This is a genomic window from Candidatus Ornithobacterium hominis, assembly GCF_900538215.1.
GTDB classification, from domain to species: domain Bacteria; phylum Bacteroidota; class Bacteroidia; order Flavobacteriales; family Weeksellaceae; genus Ornithobacterium; species Ornithobacterium hominis.
Genome location: NZ_UNSD01000008.1, coordinates 339057 through 360428, shown reverse-complemented (window position 1 = coordinate 360428; position 21372 = coordinate 339057). Strand labels below are relative to the sequence as shown.

At 32.0% G+C, this 21372-nt stretch carries 28 protein-coding genes; 26 read left to right on the top strand and 2 right to left on the bottom strand.

Annotated elements, in window-relative coordinates:
• Window positions 1–131 precede the first annotated feature (131 nt).
• The 6 genes from D5J18_RS08470 to D5J18_RS08440 all read left to right on the top strand — a co-directional run bounded on the left by D5J18_RS08470 (window position 132) and on the right by D5J18_RS08440 (window position 4577).
• The gene (locus D5J18_RS08470) at window positions 132–629 is read left to right on the top strand and encodes a hypothetical protein (RefSeq protein ID WP_119058562.1); all 498 of its coding nucleotides are present in this window, start codon (window positions 132–134) and stop codon (window positions 627–629) included.
• A gap of 397 nt (window positions 630–1026) precedes the next feature.
• Entirely contained in the window at window positions 1027–1920 is an 894-nt protein-coding gene (locus tag D5J18_RS08460; RefSeq protein ID WP_119058560.1) for a M12 family metallopeptidase, read from the top strand.
• A 361-nt stretch (window positions 1921–2281) separates the two neighbouring features.
• Window positions 2282–2614 carry an ArsR/SmtB family transcription factor gene (locus D5J18_RS08455; RefSeq protein ID WP_375730855.1) on the top strand — a complete coding sequence of 111 codons (333 nt, stop codon included), beginning with the start codon at window positions 2282–2284 and terminating at the stop codon, window positions 2612–2614.
• 17 nt (window positions 2615–2631) lie between these two features.
• Window positions 2632–3105: a DUF6428 family protein gene (locus D5J18_RS08450; RefSeq protein ID WP_119058558.1), complete on the top strand. Its 474-nt coding sequence runs from the start codon at window positions 2632–2634 to the stop codon at window positions 3103–3105.
• A gap of 12 nt (window positions 3106–3117) precedes the next feature.
• On the top strand, window positions 3118–4152 hold the full coding sequence (gene arsB, locus D5J18_RS08445) for an ACR3 family arsenite efflux transporter (RefSeq protein ID WP_119058557.1): 1035 nt from the start codon (window positions 3118–3120) through the stop codon (window positions 4150–4152).
• Window positions 4149–4577: an arsenate reductase ArsC gene (locus D5J18_RS08440; protein ID WP_119058556.1), complete on the top strand. Its 429-nt coding sequence runs from the start codon at window positions 4149–4151 to the stop codon at window positions 4575–4577. The genes arsB and D5J18_RS08440 overlap by 4 nt, the downstream gene beginning before the upstream one ends.
• 99 nt (window positions 4578–4676) lie before the next feature.
• Here the strand turns inward: D5J18_RS08440 and D5J18_RS08835 are convergent, their stop codons facing one another.
• Window positions 4677–4832, bottom strand: coding sequence for a hypothetical protein (locus tag D5J18_RS08835; protein ID WP_165844996.1), 156 nt, complete (start codon window positions 4830–4832; stop codon window positions 4677–4679).
• Between D5J18_RS08835 and D5J18_RS08435 the strand changes: the two genes are divergently transcribed.
• From D5J18_RS08435 to D5J18_RS08360, 16 genes are all read left to right on the top strand, one after another.
• A complete protein-coding gene (locus D5J18_RS08435) occupies window positions 4823–5596 on the top strand; it encodes a hypothetical protein (RefSeq protein WP_133298133.1) in 774 nt (257 codons plus the stop codon). The two genes, D5J18_RS08835 and D5J18_RS08435, sit on opposite strands and share 10 nt — an antisense overlap.
• Window positions 5597–5885: 289 nt before the next feature.
• Window positions 5886–6188 carry a hypothetical protein gene (locus D5J18_RS08430; RefSeq protein WP_119058554.1) on the top strand — a complete coding sequence of 101 codons (303 nt, stop codon included), beginning with the start codon at window positions 5886–5888 and terminating at the stop codon, window positions 6186–6188.
• 87 nt (window positions 6189–6275) lie between these two features.
• The gene (locus D5J18_RS08425) at window positions 6276–8453 is read left to right on the top strand and encodes a TonB-dependent receptor (RefSeq protein WP_119058553.1); all 2178 of its coding nucleotides are present in this window, start codon (window positions 6276–6278) and stop codon (window positions 8451–8453) included.
• 4 nt (window positions 8454–8457) lie between these two features.
• Entirely contained in the window at window positions 8458–9252 is a 795-nt protein-coding gene (locus D5J18_RS08420) for a cation efflux transmembrane domain-containing protein (protein WP_045972337.1), read from the top strand.
• A 233-nt stretch (window positions 9253–9485) separates the two neighbouring features.
• Entirely contained in the window at window positions 9486–9695 is a 210-nt protein-coding gene (locus D5J18_RS08415; protein ID WP_119058552.1) for a hypothetical protein, read from the top strand.
• On the top strand, window positions 9685–10296 hold the full coding sequence (locus D5J18_RS08410; protein ID WP_119058551.1) for a hypothetical protein: 612 nt from the start codon (window positions 9685–9687) through the stop codon (window positions 10294–10296). Before D5J18_RS08415 ends, D5J18_RS08410 begins: the two co-directional genes overlap by 11 nt.
• Window positions 10297–10323: 27 nt before the next feature.
• Window positions 10324–10764, top strand: coding sequence for a zinc ribbon domain-containing protein (locus tag D5J18_RS08405; protein WP_119058550.1), 441 nt, complete (start codon window positions 10324–10326; stop codon window positions 10762–10764).
• Entirely contained in the window at window positions 10739–11803 is a 1065-nt protein-coding gene (locus tag D5J18_RS08400) for an acyl-CoA dehydrogenase family protein (protein WP_165844995.1), read from the top strand. Before D5J18_RS08405 ends, D5J18_RS08400 begins: the two co-directional genes overlap by 26 nt.
• Window positions 11804–11931: 128 nt before the next feature.
• The gene (locus D5J18_RS08395; RefSeq protein ID WP_260377577.1) at window positions 11932–12579 is read left to right on the top strand and encodes a Rossmann-fold NAD(P)-binding domain-containing protein; all 648 of its coding nucleotides are present in this window, start codon (window positions 11932–11934) and stop codon (window positions 12577–12579) included.
• 225 nt (window positions 12580–12804) lie between these two features.
• Window positions 12805–13176 (top strand): hypothetical protein, encoded by a 372-nt coding sequence (locus D5J18_RS08390; protein ID WP_133298132.1) that lies wholly within the window; start codon window positions 12805–12807, stop codon window positions 13174–13176.
• A 31-nt stretch (window positions 13177–13207) separates the two neighbouring features.
• Entirely contained in the window at window positions 13208–13798 is a 591-nt protein-coding gene (locus D5J18_RS08385; protein WP_119058546.1) for a DUF5710 domain-containing protein, read from the top strand.
• Between the two features lie 197 nt (window positions 13799–13995).
• Window positions 13996–14304: a DUF3784 domain-containing protein gene (locus D5J18_RS08380; RefSeq protein ID WP_119058545.1), complete on the top strand. Its 309-nt coding sequence runs from the start codon at window positions 13996–13998 to the stop codon at window positions 14302–14304.
• Between the two features lie 2 nt (window positions 14305–14306).
• Window positions 14307–14666, top strand: a complete 360-nt coding sequence (locus D5J18_RS08375) for an SdpI family protein (protein WP_119058544.1) — start codon at window positions 14307–14309, stop codon at window positions 14664–14666.
• A gap of 254 nt (window positions 14667–14920) precedes the next feature.
• The gene (locus tag D5J18_RS08370) at window positions 14921–15295 is read left to right on the top strand and encodes a PadR family transcriptional regulator (protein ID WP_119058543.1); all 375 of its coding nucleotides are present in this window, start codon (window positions 14921–14923) and stop codon (window positions 15293–15295) included.
• Entirely contained in the window at window positions 15292–15711 is a 420-nt protein-coding gene (locus D5J18_RS08365) for a hypothetical protein (protein WP_119058542.1), read from the top strand. The genes D5J18_RS08370 and D5J18_RS08365 overlap by 4 nt, the downstream gene beginning before the upstream one ends.
• Window positions 15712–16184: 473 nt before the next feature.
• Window positions 16185–16565: a hypothetical protein gene (locus D5J18_RS08360; protein WP_119058541.1), complete on the top strand. Its 381-nt coding sequence runs from the start codon at window positions 16185–16187 to the stop codon at window positions 16563–16565.
• On the opposite strand, the gene D5J18_RS08945 is transcribed toward D5J18_RS08360, so the two are convergent.
• Entirely contained in the window at window positions 16550–16672 is a 123-nt protein-coding gene (locus D5J18_RS08945) for a hypothetical protein (RefSeq protein ID WP_260377580.1), read from the bottom strand. The genes D5J18_RS08360 and D5J18_RS08945 overlap by 16 nt on opposite strands.
• 1500 nt (window positions 16673–18172) lie before the next feature.
• Here D5J18_RS08945 and crcB point away from each other — a divergent pair.
• From crcB to D5J18_RS08850, 4 genes are all read left to right on the top strand, one after another.
• Window positions 18173–18550 (top strand): fluoride efflux transporter CrcB, encoded by a 378-nt coding sequence (gene crcB, locus D5J18_RS08355; protein WP_119058540.1) that lies wholly within the window; start codon window positions 18173–18175, stop codon window positions 18548–18550.
• 154 nt (window positions 18551–18704) lie between these two features.
• Window positions 18705–19589: a LysR substrate-binding domain-containing protein gene (locus D5J18_RS08350; protein ID WP_119058539.1), complete on the top strand. Its 885-nt coding sequence runs from the start codon at window positions 18705–18707 to the stop codon at window positions 19587–19589.
• Window positions 19590–19665: 76 nt separating this feature from the next.
• Window positions 19666–20586 carry a YeiH family protein gene (locus D5J18_RS08345; RefSeq protein ID WP_119058538.1) on the top strand — a complete coding sequence of 307 codons (921 nt, stop codon included), beginning with the start codon at window positions 19666–19668 and terminating at the stop codon, window positions 20584–20586.
• 254 nt (window positions 20587–20840) lie between these two features.
• Entirely contained in the window at window positions 20841–21185 is a 345-nt protein-coding gene (locus D5J18_RS08850; protein ID WP_185124705.1) for a PadR family transcriptional regulator, read from the top strand.
• Window positions 21186–21372 lie beyond the last annotated feature (187 nt).

Here is a 21372-nt window from a genome sequence, read left to right as displayed (position 1 = left end):
ACCATCCAAAGTCGAAATATTCTGATTCGACATCAAACAAAAATGAATTCGAGGGATGTTATGAACATCAGTTTGAAAAACGTTAAGAGTAAAACATTGAAAATTAAATATTAACAAATAAATTTATACAAATGAATAAAATTTTAAAAATCACACTCGTATTATTATTTTCAGTTTTTCTCTTCTCTTGTAACGAAGATGAAAGTTTAGATCAAAGTCCTATCAATGAAAACTTAATCACATCTTTCAATAAATCATCTACTACCTCTAGAAATAGTGATGTTAGTGAAGTTATTGTTTTTTCAGATATGACTTCATCCGATGAAAATCTAAGTGGCATGTTAGAAGGTTTAATTGTAAGCGTAGATTTGGATGCTATGAAAGCGACTTTTACAAATGAAAATGAAGCTGGTTCTATTGAATTTGATTTAATAGAAAATGAAAATAGCACTTTATCTTTAAGTGGTTACACTGCAAAAAAAAACGGTTTAAGTGATAGAACCCCTAGATGGCTGTGTGGCGCTAGTTGTGTAGGTCAAGGATTTTTAATTTCATTGTGGGATGGTCCTGCACCATTAATGGATATTGCCGCTGCCGCATATACTTACGCATATGCGAGTGATTGCTAAATTTATTGAAAATGTATTTAACTATCATTTCAACATTTATCGTTTTAGCATTAATTTATTTAAAAAATGTTAACCCTTATATAGCAGAAATATTGAAAAATAAACTTTTTCAATATTTGATAGGAACTTTATTGTTTTTATTATTGGCATATAAGTTAATAATATTTGAAAATAAATGGTCAAATTATGTTCAAGTTTCAATTTTAATTATTGTGTTGATAATAGGAGTTTTACAATTAAATAGACGCAATAAAGTTTAAACGCTGTACAACACTGGTATAAATTCAATGGCTACAAAAAGCATATTTTTGTGGTCATTGTTTTTTTCAAACTAAAAATTAATTTTAATGATAGATGAATTGTATACACCACTGAAATTTATACCCAAACCGATATCTTGCTTTCTGCCAAACAACTTAAAAAATTAGAGGAAACTGGTTCCATATTTCCTGAGGAATCTTTAACCGAAGAAAATAAACCCGCTCACGTTACAAATGGTAGACCAATTAGTCCAGTTTTTGGAGTAAATAATCTACCATCTGACGTGGGAACCTATGCAGTAGGGAGAAGTCCATATCAAGGTATGTTTTGGGCTATGTTGAGATACACTTTTAGTCCTAACTTGAGTAATTATCAAAAAGAACAAATACTTGATGCTATTTCTCACATCGAAGAATTAACGAATGCTAGATTTTACAATGCTACTGGGGAGCCTACAGTTCACCCTACTTATGGTTTTGCTTACCCTTATGTAGAGTTTACTCCGTCAGATGTTAACAATTCTTATGTTGGAAGAATTGGAGGCAAACAAATTCTTAATTTATATAATTTTGATAGAGGTACTATTGTACATGAAATATGTCATGCATTGGGAATGTTTCATGAACATTGTAGAGCAGATAGAGATAGTTATATTACTGTTCATTACGATAACATTAGTTCCCAAAATAAACATAATTTTCAAAAAGAAACACGTAATTATTATATATTAGGAGATTTTGATTTTAACTCCATAATGTTATACCCGTCTTATGCTTTTGCACTGAATTATTCAAAACCAACATTGACAAAAAAAGATGGTACTGATTTTTATGCAAATGGAAGTGAATTATCTGATATGGATAGAAGATTTATAAATACATTTTATTTGCCTTTCAAAGCCAGAGAAGATGTTTGTGTAGAACTTGATAATGTTGTTTATGATAGCAATAATAATCCTATAAGCGAAGAACAAAGAGTACAATTGGAAAAGCGTTTAAATATGAATAGATGTAGTTATCCACTTCCTTAATTTTAAAATATTAATTTCGATGATAATAAAAAGAAGATATTTGATTCTTGAACATCTTCTTTTTGTATATACAGCGATTACAAAAGTAAAATATATACAGATTATCTACAACAAAATAATAGTTTAAACTTTTGAATTATAGGAAGATAATCATTGAATTAAAAGTAATTTATATTTTAGGGAAAGTTGTGTATATTTGGGTGTTAGGTGCAACCCTGTCGAACATCCGTACATAAATCGACAACACTCTAAAAAATCAAACTCATTTAACTTTTATAGTCAGTTGAAATTTATTTCAATAAAATAATTGATTATTAAATTCTTTATCGTAATATTGCAATATAGAAATAAAGAAATGGGAATAGAACAAACAAAACCAAAGGATTTTACAGACAGCCAACACGAAATTGCTCACATTATAAAAGCATTGGGACATCCTGCCCGAGTGGCTATCATAGAATATTTATTATCAGTTGACACTTGTATCTGCGGAGATATTGTTGATGTACTTCCTTTAGCACAGCCAACTGTTTCAAGGCATTTAAAAGAACTTAAAAATGCAAAACTAATTAAGGGAACCATTGAAGGTAACACGATTTGCTATTGCATTGACGAAAATACTATTGAAGAACTGCAAAAATATTTTACAAATATTTCGGCAAAACTTACTCTAAAAAACAAAAATTGTTGCTAACATAAAATAATACCAAAATGAAACTATCACAAGTAAAAGCACTTTTACCAACTTTAGAAAATGTAACATTCAAATTGGAAAACGGCTCTTTTGTTCCAGAACATTTTCACGTTACCGAAGTCGGAATGATTACAAAAAACTTCATTGATTGTGGTGGAGTAATTCGTACAGAAAAAACCGTAAATTTTCAGCTATGGAATGCCGATGATTTTGAACATCGTTTAAAACCTTCTAAACTTTTAAACATCATTAAACTTTCCGAAGAAAGATTAGGTATTGAAGATGCAGAAATTGAAGTGGAATATCAAAGTGAAACCATAGGAAAATACGGATTGGCATTTGACGGAACAAATTTCATTTTGCAAAACAAAACAACTGCTTGTCTAGCACAAGATGCGTGTGGAATTCCGTCCGAGAAAGTAAAGAAGAATTTATCCGAACTATCTGTAAATCAAAATGCTTCTTGTACACCAGGTGGTGGATGCTGTTAAAAGTATAAGCGTATGCAACCAAAATTAAAATTTCTCGACCGCTATCTGACCCTATGGATATTCCTTGCAATGGCGGTAGGTGTGGGATTGGGTTATTTATTTCCAGATATTTCCAATGTAACGAACTCCCTTTCTGTTGGTACAACCAATATACCGTTGGCTATCGGATTGATATTGATGATGTATCCACCTTTGGCAAAAGTAGATTACAGCTTGTTACCTAAAGCTCTAAAAGACAAAAAAGTAATTGCCATTTCCTTAATATTGAATTGGGTTATCGGTACCGTTTTGATGTTTGGTTTAGCCGTTCTGTTTTTACGAAACGAACCCGAATATATGTCGGGATTAATTTTAATTGGTCTGGCAAGGTGTATCGCAATGGTTATTGTGTGGAGTGATTTGGCAAAAGCAAACAGAGAATACACGGCATTATTGGTCGCCCTAAACAGTATCTTTCAGATATTGACTTATAGTTTTTTCGTTTGGCTTTTCATCAACATATTGCCCAATAAATTAGGGATTGCTAATTTCAATGTAAGTGTTTCAATGAAAAAAGTTACACAAAGCGTTTTGATATATTTAGGCATTCCTTTTTTTGCTGGTTTCGTGAGCCGTTATTATTTGGTAAAATCGAAAGGTATCGAGTGGTACAATAGAAAGTTTGTTCCAAAAATATCGCCTATTACATTGTATGCTTTACTGTTTACCATTGTGCTGATGTTCAGTTTAAAAGGCGACAAAATATTGGAGTTGCCTTTAGATGTCATAAAAATAGCGATACCATTAATCATTTATTTTGTACTCATGTTTTTCGTGAGTTTTTTCATTAGTAAATTTCTAAAAGTCCCTTATGATAAAAATGCATCTATTGCATTTACAGCTACTGGCAACAACTTTGAATTGGCAATTGCAGTCGCCATTGCGGTATTTGGCATACACTCGCCTCAAGCATTTGTGGGTGTAATCGGGCCTTTAGTTGAAGTTCCTGTTTTGATATTATTAGTCAGAGCAAGTCTATTTTTAAAACGAAAATATTATAAACAATGACAAAGAAAATTTTAGTGCTTTGCACAGGAAACAGTTGCAGAAGTCAGATAGCCGAAGGTTATTTACGACATTTTGCGAACGGAAATGCAGAATTTTACAGTGCAGGTGTCAAAACACACGGAGTAAACCCAAAAGCCATTGCAATAATGCAAGAAGACGGAATTGATATTTCAAATCATACGTCAACCAACATTGATGAATATTTCGACATTGATTTTGATTTTGTCATTACAGTTTGCGACAATGCCAAAGAACGTTGTCCGTTTTTTCCAACTAAAGCAAAAAAGTTTCATCACAACTTTTCAGACCCTGCGAAAGCAAAAGGAACAGACGAAGAAATCAACGAACAGTTCAGACAAGTCAGGCAGCAAATTAAAGAATACTGCGAACGATTTGTAGCGGAAAATCTAAAGGGAAACCAATAAGGGCAGCACCTAACAACGGTTTTGCAAAAGAGCGGGTTAAGTGCAAAACTGAACTTTTGTGCTTTTTATCCGCCGAATGTGTTCCACATTCAGCTTTTTTTAATAATTTAGCTTCTGTGGAAACACATCGGCTACGTTTTGGATTCCTTGAACTTTTAGTTCTTCGAAATCCCGCACTTCGCCAATACTTTTCCCGTTAGCGGTCATTGTAGAGCGACCCTCAAAATAATAGAGACATAAAACATATGGAAACATTTATAGCATTCTTTGACGTTTTGGGATTCAAAGAAATTATTAACAATAACGACTTGCCTGAAATGAAAAGGCTATTCGGACATTTATTGCGAGACACTCAAACTGCTCTTAGTGGTGAGAAATTCGTTCAATTGAATCAAGGAACAATAGTTCCAGACTTAGAGAATCAAAAAGTAAATTGTTTACATATTTCTGACAGTATTGTTTTTTGGACTAACGGACAGACTGAAGAAGATTTTAATGAATTAGTTTCTGTTTGTTATTCATTTTATTGGAGGAGTTTACAAACGACTTTTCCAATACGTGGCTGTTTAACATTCGGAGAAATTGACTTTAATCCCGACACTATAAGAACGACAGGTGGAGTTAATTTTTATAATTATTCTTTGATTGGTAAAGGGCTCGTTGATGCGTATTTGAAAGCTGAATCAATAGAGTACGCAGGTTGTTTATTAGACAAACTTGCAATTAAGAAAGTTAGTGACAAACTCATCAACGATTTAATATACGACCAAAAAGTGTGTATGTATAAGGTGCCGTTCAAAACAGGAGATAGTTACGAACACGTCTTTAGACCGATTCACGGAAATCATAACGATGTTTCATTTAGAAATACTGCGAATGGAATTAAAATGTTATTTACTTATGCGTCAAAGGCAGATATTGACAAAATGCCTGAAAGCGTAAGAAAGAAAATGAATAACACAATTGACTTTATGAGTTATTTTAGAGAAACCGATAAAGATTTAAAAAGACCTGAATAAAAACAACGAACCGCTAACAAGGTATTGCCAAAAGCGGGGCTGAATATATAATAGAAAAACCCGATGCATTTAGTTGCAACTTGCTTTTCATATTGTATTTTTTTTTTAATTTAACAATCTGAAAAAGCAATTTGCTTCGTTCGGGCTAAATTGAACTTTTGTGCTAAAATGCCGCCACATCGCAAAGCCGTAAACCGTTACCTGCAAGCGTAAAACAACGTTCGTGCTACAAAACGACATTTCGGGAAAATCAAAAAATAACGAAACAATTTTTACCTAACTTTGTAAAATGAAATTTATATCTTTAATATTAGCCGTTTATGTATTGCTGTTATCAGCCGTACCGTCTTTTATTGAGGATAAATGTATGCAGGAACATACCACCGAGCAAGGACAAAACGAACAAGACGAAGATTGCAGTTGCTGTTCGCCTTTTTTTAACTGCAACACCTGTACGGGATTTGTTTTAACCAACTTTCATTTTTCGATTGAACATTCAGTAAAAGAACCCCAAAGAAAATTAGACCCAATGCCAACACCGCCTATTTCAGACTTTCCTTATTCTATTTGGCATCCTCCACAATTGGCTTAATATATGGTGCTTTCCGCCCAAACTGATTTGTTACGGTGCTTTCCACCGTTATTACTTATTTATTAAATATTAAGCATTATTTTTACAATGAAAAAAATATTCATTGTGTCATTTTTTATGACACTCAACCTTTGTGTATATGCACAAAATACGTTCAAAGCTGTAATTAAAGACAGCGAAAAAAAAGAGCCTTTAATGGGCGTAACCGCACAGGTTACAGGCACAACAATCGCAACAACTTCCGATGAAAATGGACAAATTATATTAACAGGTATTCCAAACGGTTTGAAGGAAATTCAATTTAGTTATATTGGTTTTACTCAACGTACCGACAGCTTTAATTTTCCTTTAGAAGATACAACCCTGATTGAGATTTTACTTTATGAAAGTTCAACGGAGTTGGAGTTAGACAGTATTGTAATCACATCTACAAGAAGTACAAGAACTATCCAAAATATTCCTACACGTATTGAATTTATAGGAAGTGAAGAATTAGACGAAAAAGGAAATATGAAAGCAGGGGATATTCGTATGCTTTTGAGTGAGAGTACAGGTATTCACGTACAAACCACATCGCCCACAAGTGCCAATGCAAGTATTCGTATTCAAGGGCTTGACGGACGATATACGCAAATTTTAAAAGACGGTTTTCCTATTTATTCGGGTGCTTCAAGTGGGTTAGGCTTGTTGCAAATTCCACCGCTTGACTTAAAGCAGGTTGAGGTTATTAAGGGTTCAACATCTACGCTGTACGGTGGTGGAGCAATAGCAGGTTTGGTAAATCTGATTTCCAAGACACCAACGGAAGAAAGGGATTTGCGTTTTCATTTAAACGGAACATCGGGCAGAGGTTTAGACATCAACGGTTTTTATGGACAGAAGTTTAAGAAAATCGGAACAACAATATTTGCTTCGCATAATCGCAACGGAGCTTACGACCCTGCACAAATCGGGCTTTCTGCCATTCCTAAATTTGAAAGGTATGTACTGAACCCTAAATTATTTGTTTACTTCAATGATAAAACAAAAATGAACTTCGGTATTAACACCACCATTGAAAACCGTTTGGGTGGCGATATGCTTTACATCAAAGGCAAAGGCGATAACACACACCAATATTTTGAAGAAAACAAAACACAACGCTATTCTACCCAATTTGTTTTTGACCATACAGTAAACGAAAACAGTTTTGTACAGATAAAGAACAGCGTAAGTTATTTTAACCGCAATACAGCTATTCCCAATTACGAGTTTGAGGGAACACAAACAGCCACTTTTACCGAAGCAAGCTATACCCACAGCAAAGAAAAATCGGAATGGGTAACAGGCGTTAATGTTTGGACGGACAATTTTAAAGAAAAGCAGATTACCGTATTTCCGTTGAGAGATTACAACCAAACCACATTCGGGGCTTTCGTTCAAAATTCTTTTAAGGCTACGGATTGGCTTCAATTGGAAACAGGTTTAAGAACGGATTACGTGATAGATTACGGAGCTGTTTTTTTACCGAGAGTATCGGCATTGTTTCAGATTGCAAACGGATTGACTTCACGTATCGGGGGCGGATTTGGCTACAAAACACCAACCATTTTTACAGAAGAAAGCGAACGCATACAATATCAAAACGTAATGCCTATTGACGATAATACCAATAAATTGGAAAAAAGCTACGGAGCAAATGCAGATATAAATTACCGTACTAATATTGGTGATGATTGGACATTCAGCATAAATCATTTATTCTTTTACACCTATTTGGATAACCCTTTGTTGCTTCAAAATATAGCTACAAATACATATCAGTTCATCAATTCATCGGGCTACATTCATACCAAAGGAACAGAAACAAATATCAAAATCGGTTATGACGATTTTAAATTGTTTTTGGGCTACACTTTTACCGATACCCGATTGTTTGAAAACGGAACAAATACCGAAAATCCACTAACACCAAAACACCGCATTAACTCTGTACTGATGTATGAAATAGAGGATAAATGGAAAATCGGTTTGGAAGCCTATTATTTTAGTCCGCAAAAGCTCAATGACGGAACAACAGGAAAAGACTATGTTATATGTGGTTTTATGGCTGAAAAAATTTGGGAACGGTTTTCTTTGTACATCAACTTTGAAAATTTCTTTGATACAAGACAGACACGTTTCGACAACATTTATACAGGTACAATAACCAACCCTGTTTTTAAAGACATCTATGCATCATTAGACGGATTTGTAATTAACGGAGGAATAAAATTTAGACTTTAAGAAGATGAATAAAACCATATTTAATATAACAAAAATGGATTGCCCAAGTGAGGAGCAATTAATCCGTATGAAACTGCAAAACTTTGATACGGTAAAGTCATTGGAATTTGATATTCCCAATAGAAAACTAAATGTTTACCATAGTGGAAACCCAGAGCCGATTTTTTCAGCATTGGAAACCTTGAACCTAAATACAACGCTGATTTCAACCGAAGAAACTAACGCAGTTGTTGAAACAGATACAAGCAATAGCCAACGGAAACTACTATGGACGGTATTGATTATCAATTTCGTTTTCTTTGGATTGGAAATGTTGTTCGGTATTTTTTCCAACTCAATGGGATTGGTAGCGGATAGCTTGGATATGCTTGCCGATAGCATCGTTTACGCATTGGCTTTGTTTGCTGTTGGGGGTACGATTGCAAGAAAAAACAATATCGCCAAATTTGCAGGTTACTTTCAAATCCTGTTAGCCGTTATCGGTTTTGTTGAAGTTATCAGACGTTTTATCGGAATAGAAGCGATGCCCGATTTCAAAACAATGATTATTGTTTCTGTTTTGGCATTGATAGCAAACGTACTTTGTCTTTACCTATTGCAAAAGAACAAGAGTAAAGAAGCCCATATGCAGGCTTCGATGATTTTCACGTCAAACGATGTTATAATCAATTCGGGGGTTATCGTTGCAGGAATTTTGGTCAATTGGTTAAACTCGAGCTATCCCGATTTGATTATCGGAGCTATTGTATTTGTAGTAGTGGCAAGAGGGGCATATAGAATATTGAAATTGGCGAAATGAAACCGAAAGAACGCCAGCAGGTAACATCGGTTTTGCAAAAGAGCGGGTTAAGTGCAAAATTCAACGACAGTAATTATATCACCGCATAAGCCATTTTTATTTCCTTTTTTTGTAATTTAGCAAATAGAAAATGGCTTACGCTACGGTAGTGCTAAACTGAACTTTTGTGCTTCTATTTCCGCTCCTTCGCAAAGCTGCAAACCGTTGGCGGTAATTTTAAAGACAGACAGCAAATGAAAAATAAAAGTAAAATACAAGGAGATGGAAATGTTAATATCCAAGACATTTCTAAATCCAAAATTTCAGTTGGCGACAAGATTGAAACCGAAAGTAAAATGAACAAATTATGGATTATTATTCCAGTTATTATTGCACTAATAGGACTTATTGTTCAAATTTTAATTGGATGGGAACAACTTATAAATTGGTTTTATGCTAAATAAATCACACATAGATGGACACGGTAATGTTGTAATACAAGATGCCGACAACTCAACGATTACAATCAACCTCTCTGACACAGAACAGGTGAGAAAATTTTTTATAGATTTTCAAAACAAACTATTTGAGTTACCAAGAGAGATACTGGCAGAACTTCAAAAACACAACAATTTAGAAAGCGAAATGAAAGTTGGAGCAAACATTTATTTAACTGTTATTGCGGCATTTGCGGACTTTGGCAATAACGCTGTTCTTTGGGGTGTAACCATAACTAATCTGTCAAAGGAACATAGATATTTTAATCAACCATATTTTAAGGTATCTCCAAAATTTGAATTAGAGCCAGGACTTGAACACGATACTTTTATGATGTTCCCAAAAGAACAACTAAAATTTCCTGTAAGACTTGAATATGGAGAAGTATTGAGTTTAACATTTGAAGTAAATCCAAACCAATTTGCTTTATTTCAAAAGAACGCAACCGATGATGCTTTTCTAACTTGTTATTGTGGAACAACTGTAGGTGAATTATACAATTCAAACGAATACAAACTTGATAAATTTGTAAAGGACTACGAAGCAATCAAAAAAGTAAGACGCTAAACATTTAATAATTCTAAAGACAAAAATATGTATTGCATAGAATGCGAGGCACAAATCCCAGACAACTCAAAATTCTGTTCTCATTGCGGACACAAACAGACGGATGGAGAACCTTCTTTTAAAGAAAAACTTGCAGAAGTAATCATTGAAAAAGAGATTACAAGACAAGTAGTTGAAGCTCACAAATCTTCAATAGATTATCAATTTCTTAAAAAAGCTATGGGCTGGTATTTAGCTTGGGTATTAATACACCTTGGTCTTTTGCTAATTGGCTCCAACGGAATTTTTGATAAAAGTAATATGGGTTCAAAAAAATTTTGGCCTTTCAATGATTGCTATTGGTGTGATGGAGTTGGAAACTATGACATAACTGAATTCTTGGTTTACACAATATTTCCATTAGCTATATTATGGAGTATGATTAGAACGCAAACAAATGATAATGAACCAACCAAAACTGACGACTGAAGAAAAAAAAACTACCGCCAACAAGGGTTATCATTTAAAAGGAGAAAAACATTGGCAGGCATTCAGTTTAACAGCAGACTGGTGGTTGGTTGCTGCAAAAAATATTATGGATAAAAAAGAGTTTGCCTACTTCATTGTCCAAAGAAATGAGGGCTGGAAAACAATAGAAGAATATAAAGCAATCGGTTTAAAAGCCATTGATTACGGACGTAGTACAATCGATGCCGTTATACCCGAATACAGAAAATTAAACGTTACTTCCGAAAAACTATTAGGGGCTATTGATTTTCTTTGTGCTTCAAGATTAAGTATGGCCGCAATGGCAACCGGATTTATTTCAAGAGTATACAAAGAAGCTAAAGACAGGGCTCAACAAAGACCAATGGGCAACGGAAAACTATCTGAAGTAGGATATGTAAAATACAAACTCAAATTAATTGCTGCGAATAAGACTATTGCACAAACACTCTTTACACATCTAAAAACCAAAAATGATTTTAGGGCCGACCTGTTAAATAATTTTTTTGACGCACAGGCAATAAAAGTTTTAGCAACCGATAAAATGCTTGAAAGTGCATTGAACTATCAGCAACTTTGTGGAGGAGAAGGTTATAGATATAACGCTCCAAGCAACAATTCGGCTTATGCCCTCCTTGATTCGAGAGTTTATACCATATTTGACGGTACAAATGATTTATTGAGTCAACAAATTACCGAGTACTGCATACAGGAAGCAAAAGATAAATCGGTTCTTGATTTTTTGAAAGAATATGACAGAACCCGACAAGGTTTAGACCTTATCAATATAGATTTGACGGTATTGAACCACAATCAAACCCAAGAAGAAAAAGTAATGAATGGGCAAATCATTTCAAGAATTTTCGGATTGAATTGTTTGGCAGAAGCAACGCAAATGGGAAACAAAAAACCATTTGAGTATGGAGATTTCCGAAATGCTGTTTTGTTCCTAACCGCAGACATTAAGAAAGCATTGTCAGAGATTGAAATATTGCAAAACAATTGTTTATCTTGTATGTAGAAACTATGAAAAAGATAGGAATTGTTGGTTGTGGCTGGTTAGGATTACATATTGCAAAACATCTTTCTGCAAATCATAAAATTTTTACGACTACAACTTCAGAAAGGAAAAAAAATGAACTAATAGCAATGGGATATAATTCCATTGCTATACAGTTTTCGGACTATGAAATATTTCAGGAATACAAATCATGGAAAGCTATTGCAGATTTGGATACCATTATAATTACCGTTCCGTTTTCAAAACGAGCAAGTACCAATCTGCTTAAAAACCGTTTTGAAAATATCAGCTTGTTTATTGATAATTTTGACAAGCAACTTTTTCTTATGAGTTCAGTAGGAATTTATCCGCAAATTAAAATGGAAATTGCCGAAAATACGTTGAGCGAAGAATACTTAAATCCGAGTATTTTATTTGTAGAACAACTAATGAGAAACAAATTTGTACAAGTGAACATCCTGCGATTAGGGGGATTAATGGGAGGAGACCGAATTTTCAGCAACTACGAAACATCAACTCCAAATCAAATCGTAAATCACGTACATTATAAAGACATCTGTTTGGTAATCGAAAAAATGATATTCCAAAACAGCAATGCTAAAACTTATAATGTTGTCGCACCTTTGCACCCAACAAAGCAAGAAATAATCAATTATCAAAAAGGAATTGAAGATGCATCTGAAATCCAAAAATATGGACGAAAAATTCTTACAGATTTATTAATAAGTGATTTAGATTATCAATATATCAATCCCAATCCAATAATATACAAATAAAAACTGCACACAACAAGCAGTTTGGCAAAATGCGGGCTGTAGTGCAAAATTCAACATTTGTGCTTTTTATCCGCCAATGCTGTTCGCATTGGCTTTTTTTCTTAATTTAGCCAACGGCTCACAGCATTGGCTAACGTCCGTGCAAAATTGAACTTTTCGTTCCCTTTTGCCCGCACTTCGCCAATGCGTTTCCCGTTATGCCGCATGCAAAAAAATCTTTCATATATGTTACAGAGATTTATAACAATTGGATTATTAATAACAGTATTTTTTTCTTGTGAGACCGAAACGATTGCAAAATTTGAGATAGAAAACAATACAAGTACTACAATTGATTCATTAAGGATTGTTCCGAATGGATACGAAAGTGATTACTATATCTCTTTATCATCAGGACAGTTAAAAAAGTATGATTGCAATATGACTGACATTGCGGATGTAGACGGGGATTATCGACTTGATTACAAATTTGTTACATCATTGTTTGAAACTAAGACTTTTGGTTATTACACAAATGGGTATCCAATTGAGAAACTGATAAGGATATCCATAGAAACAGATACAATAATTGTTGATTATGAATTAAATACGTATTGATTCTGAAAAAAACGCTATATAAAAATCTGCCATGGAAACTCAGTTAATTGTAAAATACGAAGACAAAGAAAAGGCGAAAATTACTGGTGCACTTTGGAATCCAGAATTAAAAACCTGGTATGCTCCAAGGAATTCAGATTTAAATATTTTTCGAGATTGGTTACCAGCAGAATCCATTTTGTTGAAGCCACCAATAATTATTTTAAATGGCCGAAAAGAATGTTGGAGTTGTCATAATACTACGAAGATAATGTCAATTGGAACGGACGCAAGAATAGAATCAACATCAAATAGGACACCAATTTGGATAGAAAGAAATAGTTTTAAATTGTATTATTGGATTGATTTTTTACCGATTTCAGTAGTTAATGTGATTCAAACAATTTACCCTACATTTCAGTATATTCATTCAAAATCTTTGGGCAAAAAATATTGGGCAAATACTTGCGAGCATTGCGGTAGATTACAAGGTGATTGGGAATTGCATAATGAACCTGATAACCCGTTTGATATACTATTTGAACGTCCAAACACAACTTGGCAAGCACTTGAATATGAACTATGTTTTCCCATTGTGGCAGAAATGAGAAGTACAAGACTTAGAAAAATTATAAATATTTAAAAATGCACGACGGCACAACAATGTATAACCGCAATTACGGCGGATTCAACTACGTCTGAATCCACTCGGAATTGCTAACGTTTGTGTTAAACCGAAAATTAACGCATATTAACCCGTAACTGGCGGTTATACGAGACCGTTGTGGTGCATTATGACCGAACGTATAGAAAACAACGGAAAACTTAAAATATTTTAGAATGATAGTAGCAGCAATAATTTTTATAGTTCTTGGAATTTTAATAAAATACGGAAAAATGTATTGGCTGGTTGCTGGCTACAATACAATGCCGAAAGAAGAAAAAGAAAAATACAACATCAAAGGGATAGCAAATTTATTCGGAAATGTAATGTTCGGAATGGCTATAATTATCATTTTGGGTTACTTAATTGCTAAATTGACTGAAAACCAAAGTATTCAAAACTATGCCTTTTGGACTTCAATGATTATCGGAATAACATATTTGTTGATTAAATCAAACTCGAAGAAATATAAAATCGAAAATTAATAATGAATTTGCCATTTGACAATCCCTTATTTTTAATTCCGTCATCGTCTGGAATAATTTTTATGCTTGCAGGGTTTTTAATGCTAAAGTTTCCACCGAAAAAAATAAATGGACTTTATGGATATAGAACTTCAAGCTCAATGAAAAATCAAAAGAGATGGGATTTTTCTCAAAAATACTCTTCTTTTGAAATGATTAAACTTGGAGCACTTTTGACTTTGAGTTCGATTTTTGGATTAATATTTAAACCTGATGCTAAAATCGGAATGTTTTTAGGACTAGGATTAATGATATTAATGGTCGTATTTTTATTGATTCGAGTTGAAAAAGCAATTAAGGATAAATTTGCGAATGAAAAATAACGACACCACAACAATGTATAACCGCAATTACGGCGGATTCAACTACGTCTGAATCCACTCGGAATTGCTAACGTTTGTGTTAAACCGAAAATTAACGCATATTAACCCGTAACTGACGGTTATACGAGACCGTTAGCTACAATTTTGACCAAACCCACAACCTTAATTTCCTGAAATTTAAAAATTCATTTGTCGAAATCAAAAATATTATTACATTTGTATTATTCAACTTGTTTAATACAAATAAAATAATAATGAAAAATGATAAAAAACTAAATGAATTATTGCTTTCTTGGGAAAACACATATAAAAAAGGTCAATTGACACTTTGGATTTTTATGGCTCTTCAAGAAAGCAAAAAGTATGTTGATGAAATTAAAAACTTCATTGAAAAGAAATCGGACGGAACAATTAGTTGCGAAGAGCAAAGTCTATACAGAGCATTGAGAAAATACGAGCATATCGATGTTTTGACTTACGACTTGAAAGAAGGAAATAAAGGTCCTGACAGAAAGTACTATTATTTGACAAATCTCGGCCAAGAACTTTTCAATCAATTTGTCGATAGAAATATTAAACTATTCTACTCAACCGAAATTAAAAACATTTTAAAATTAAACGAACAATGAAAACAATTACACAATATTTATTAAGATTTGCATTGACTGCAACCGTGCTGACCATAATTTTTAGATATTTTTTGAGTTATGGAATTGAAAATCAATCTGGAATCTTAATTACAATTTCAGCAGTAACTTACGGACTACTAATGTTTGCATCGGGTTGGTATTTTGGACGTAAAGACGGAGAATATTTACCAATATATGATGTCGGATTCAGATTCCATCTAACAACTTATTTAATTCACAACGGAATATCTCTTTTATGGATTGGACTTGGATTCGGCTCAAAATATGAAAATTTGAATGTATCTATTTTGGTCGCGGTTTATTGGGGAATATTTCTTCTTATTCACTTTGTTTTCTTCCTTTGGGCAAGAAAAAATTCAATAAACAATCTCGACAAAGAAGATATTTTTGAATAAAAAACTGTAGCTAACAATGCGTATGAGCAATAGCGGGTTAAGTGCTTAATTCAAGGTTATTGCATTCTTTGTAGCTACTTGCAAATTCATTATCTTTTCGTAAATTTAGCTAATGAAATTTGCAAGTAGCTTACGTCAGTCCAAACCGAAAAGTTCGGATTTCCTACTCCGCTACTGCTCATACACGAGACCGATAAATCTAATATCATCGAAATAATCTCTGCGTATACTAATAATTTTAGTTTTAAAGAGTGCGATATAAAAGATGCTTACTTATTTAAAATTAAAAATGATGAAGAATATAAACATACTTTATAAATCTATAAAATACCAACTTCTTATTTATTTGAGAATTAAACAGGCTGTTTTCTTTTCTATTGCATTTCCTGTTTTTTTGTTTGTAATCTTTGGTAATATATGGGGGGGGGGTAAATGAGGGATATATACCTTTTTTACTTTCAGGCATAATAGGTATGACCATAGCAAGTGATGGTCTGTTTGCCGTTGGGCCTGTAATTCGTGAATATTATACTAATGGCTTAATCAAATATTTTCGCAAATTGCCCTTTAATATTTTACTACACTTTGCAGGTTTAATTATTAGCAGGATTGTATCTCTAATTTTTACTATTGGCATTCTATGTATTGTTTCGTATTTTGTATTTGGATTTCTACCATCCACTAATGATTTTTTCCATTATATAATTGGAGCTATTATAGGTTTAACAATTTTTTCATTTATTGGACTAATCCTTTCTTTTTCAGGAATTAAAGGCGGTGCTGATAAAGGGTTGTCTAATTTGATTTATTTTATAATCTTATTTACTAGTATGGCATTTTATCCAATAAAATAGCGATCGTGAGAAACCACCAAAACGCAGCCTGAGTAATCGTTTAGAAATCGCTCTAAAACTGTAAGCGTCGATAAATCTAATTCATTGGTTGGCTCATCTAAAATCACATCTGGAGATGTTTAATTACCTGTTGCTTGACTGTCTTCAATCAACGCCTGAGCCTAGCCAATAAAACCAATGCATAAAAGATTTAATAGTATAAATTTCTTTTTCATATAATTTAATTAAAAAAATCGAGCTAATTTAGTTTAATCAACAAACGTGAATGTTAACTAAAATTTAAGAGAAAAATAAGGTTAAAAACTTAAATTCACTTAATGTTTTTTCTAAGGCTCTTAAAATTTTTTTAAAATAATAACATAAAATAACTGCAATTAATAAAACTGGCACTAAATATTTGATAAGTTCAAGTAAATCAATCATTTTACAAAGATAAGCTTCGGTCTAAATTTTAGAAAATTTTTTAAAGCTTTAAAAAATATTTTTGACATTATTTAAATTTTACAGCTAAAGTATTATTAATAAATTAAAATAATAAAATAAATGCATTAATAATGTGAATTTCTTTTAATTTTAAGTAAAATTAGTAAAATTCCTATTGTTTTTATTATATTTTATGTTATATCTTTGGTTTTACAATCAAAACTTTTTTTATTATGAGAAATTTTAAATTATTACTGGTATTTGTTATGGGTGTTTCTTGTTAATGTTAATTATTAAATGAAATATTTATGAAAAAAAATAAATGGTTAAGTTTTTTCTATATAATTTCTGTAATTTGCTTACTATTTGAAGTGGTTTTAATTCATTCCCTATTAGTAAATAAAATAGATAAAACTCAATTTATGATGATAGCATTATCTAATATTTTAATATTAGTATTCTCTATCTTAAATATAAGAAAATTAAAACAAAAAGAGGGAGTTTAAACTCTCTCTTTTCTCTAATAATCTTTATCGTATTTATCCTAATAAATTATACATTTTTTCTGTCCGTTTGTATAGTTCACCGAAAAGGATAAAAAACGTATAATTCCTCTCGACGTAGTTCAGCTAATAGCGGGGCGTTTCGGGTATGAGTTACCTACGGACAACAGCGGACAATATGAATAGATGTAGTTATCCACTTCCTTAATTTTAAAATATTAATTTCGATGATAATAAAAAGAAGATATTTGATTCTTGAACATCTTCTTTTTGTATATACAGCGATTACAAAAGTAAAATATATACAGATTATCTACAACAAAATAATAGTTTAAACTTTTGAATTATAGAAAGATAACCACTGAATTGAAATTAATTTGTATTTTAGGGAAAGTTGTGTATATTTGGGTGTTGTGTGCAACTCTAAAGAACGACACGAGATAAATAACAATAAGAAGATAAAAAAACACAACGACAATAATTAAAAACGGATTTTAAGAACAATTTGTACTAAATTGAAAATTCAATCAAAATAATAACGGAGGATTTTACCGCAGTTTTGCGAACGGGGTTTTTTAATCCCAAAATTATTGCATATCTGAAAGGTTCGACTGACTAAAAAACAAAATAAAAGACGATTTTCATTAGAAAAATCAAGGCTTAACAAAGTGAAAATTAAAAATGCTAAAACAAATTTTACTCGTAGGACTTGGTGGCGGACTTGGAAGCATTTTGCGCTATTTAACTTCCATACTGACCGAAAAATATAACACAAGTTTATTTCCACTTGCGACTTTCACGGTCAATATTTTAGGCTGTCTTTTAATCGGACTTTTAATCGGATTGCTCGGCCAAAACATCCAAGAAAATCAAAACTTAAAACTTTTACTCATAACAGGATTTTGTGGCGGATACACGACATTTTCAGCTTTTGCATCCGAAAATTTTACTCTGTTGCAAAACCATAATTATTGGACAACACTATTTTACATCGGAACAAGTATTATCGTGGGAATAATTGCCGTATGGATAGGATTTATAATTACGAAACACATTTAGAAAAAAGGGCAGCACACAACAGCGGCTATGTGCCAGGCGGGATTTTTGTCTTCGGTTGACAGATTACGGATACGAGAAATGTTCGTTTCCAAAAGAACAATTCCGGGTAAAAGCCCCGCCCGGCGCATAGCCGCGAAACGTTGTACACAAGCTAATGAAAACGAAGTTACACATATTCAAAATTGTTGCTAAACATTTAAGCTTCACAAAAGCTGCCGAGCAATTGTATATTTCACAACCTGCTATATCCAAGGCAATTAAAAATTTAGAGCAAGAATATAAAACAACGTTATTTATTCGAAAAAGAAACTCGATAGAAATGACCAAGGAAGGAAAGTCATTTCTTATATACGTTAATAAAATTTTAGCTATCTATTCTGAAATGGACGAACAGTTTCTACATAAGAAAGAAACCTTCCCAAAACTAATAAACTTCGGAGTAAGCACAACCTTGTCTAACTACATTATACCTAAAATAATTGCGAAGTTTAGAGTACAATTTCCTGAAACAAAATTTAACATAATCAGTAATAATTCTGAAAATATTGAAAATTTAATTTTGAATCAGGAAATTGATTTCGGAATTACTGAAGGAAGTATTTCGAATCCAAAATTACAATTTGAAAAATTTATTAAAGATGAAATTGTCCTCGTAACCAATGCTAATAATAATTCTTTTAAAAAAGGAAGTATCGATATCGAAAAGTTGCAAAGAATTCCAATGATTGAACGTGAAAAAGGTTCTGGAACTAAAGTAATTATTAATAAATTTTTATTGGAAAATAATATCAAAAAGCTTAATGTAGCAGTAACTTTAAACAGTACTGAAGCTATTAAAAATTATTTATACAATTCTGATGATTATGCACTTCTTTCAATTAGTGCTATCACTGAAGATTTGTTAAATAATAAACTCAAAATTATAGATATTAAAGATTTAAGTATTGAAAGGTGGTTTTATTTTGTAAAAAGAACAGGTTATCTTTCAAATACCGTAGAATATTTCGAAAAATATATTCGGCTTAACTATAACTTTTAGTTATCTCAAATAACTAATTAATTTGCTTAAAGGTTATTAATTTAATCTACTTTTGTATCAAATAACACTAAATGATATGAAAGAGATTTTTTCAAAAATAGTTTACTTCCTTATAATTATTGTTGCCCTTTTAGGTATTATAAACAGTCCAACCGCATTGTTACTTGGTTTTGTATATACACTTATTTTTAATAATCCGTTTAAAGCATACAGTCATAAAGCAATTCATTATTTTCTAAAAATTTCGGTTGTAGGGCTGGGCTTTGGGATGTTTATCAAAGAAACTTTGGAAACAAGTAAAGAGGGATTAAGTTTAACTATATATTCAATATTTTTAACCATATCGTTAGGTTTGTTGTTAACAAGACTTTTGAAGTTAGATTTAAAACTAGGTCATCTAATTGCATCTGGAACAGCAATTTGTGGTGGAAGCGCAATTGCTGCAATTTCCCCAGTAATTAAAGCTAAAAGTAAAACTATAAGTATTGCTTTAGGTATCGTATTTCTATTAAACTCTATTGCGTTATTTGTTTTTCCTGCAGTCGGCCATTTTCTAAATTTAACACAAGAACAATTTGGCTTATGGTGTGCTATTGCTATACACGATACAAGTTCGGTAGTCGGAGCTGCGCTAGGTTATGGAGACGAAGCCTTGAGAATAGCAACAACAGTAAAACTATCTAGAACTTTGTGGATTATCCCTTTATCAATTTTTTCAATGTTTCTATTCAAAACAAAAGGAGAAAAAATAAAAATTCCTTACTTTATTGTTTTATTTATTATTGCGATTATTATTAATAGTTACCATATTTTACCTGAACCAGCTACTAATTTTATTGTATTAATGGCTAAACGATTATTAATAATAACATTGTTTCTTGTAGGTTCTACCATTTCTATAAAAGATTTGAAATTTACAGGAATGAAACCCATTGTGTTCGCACTAACTTTGTGGATTTTTATTTCAATTTTTTCATTAATATATATATTGAACTAAAGCCAGTGTACAACACCGTATAAAAAAATTGCTAGTAAAAGCCAATTTACGAAAGTCCTCGCGGACTTTCTATTTGGTTTTTATTTGCTATTTTTAGTACTGAAACTACGCAACTTTTCTTATACAAACACGTTAGCTACAATTTTGACCAAACCCACAACCTTAATTTTCTGAAATTTAAAAATTCATTTGTCGAAATCAAAAATATTATTACATTTGTATTATTCAACTTGTTTAATACAAATAAAATAATAATGAAAAATGATAAAAAACTAAATGAATTATTGCTTTCTTGGGAAAACACATATAAAAAAGGTCAATTGACACTTTGGATTTTTATGGCTCTTCAAGAAAGCAAAAAGTATGTTGATGAAATTAAAAACTTCATTGAAAAGAAATCGGACGGAACAATTAGTTGCGAAGAGCAAAGTCTATACAGAGCATTTAAAAAATCCTATATTATAGCTTTCGCATCAATTAATAATATTTTTGATAATAAAAATCAATCATCAGTTTATTATAATAAAAATTATACGCAAGAATCATTTAATTACTTTCAACAAAGAACTTTATATTTTGGCATGCAATTAAGATTTTAACCAAATACTTGTAAATTTGTGCTTTAACTATAAAATATTATCATCATAGCATCAACATCATATTTCTATACACAAGGTTGAATTTTAGCAGTAGAAAGATTTATTTTTATAAAGCCTTAAAAAATTTTCCCCGCTTCTGATTTTTTTTAGCAATTTAAATCTCTTCAAATAAAAAACCCACACGATT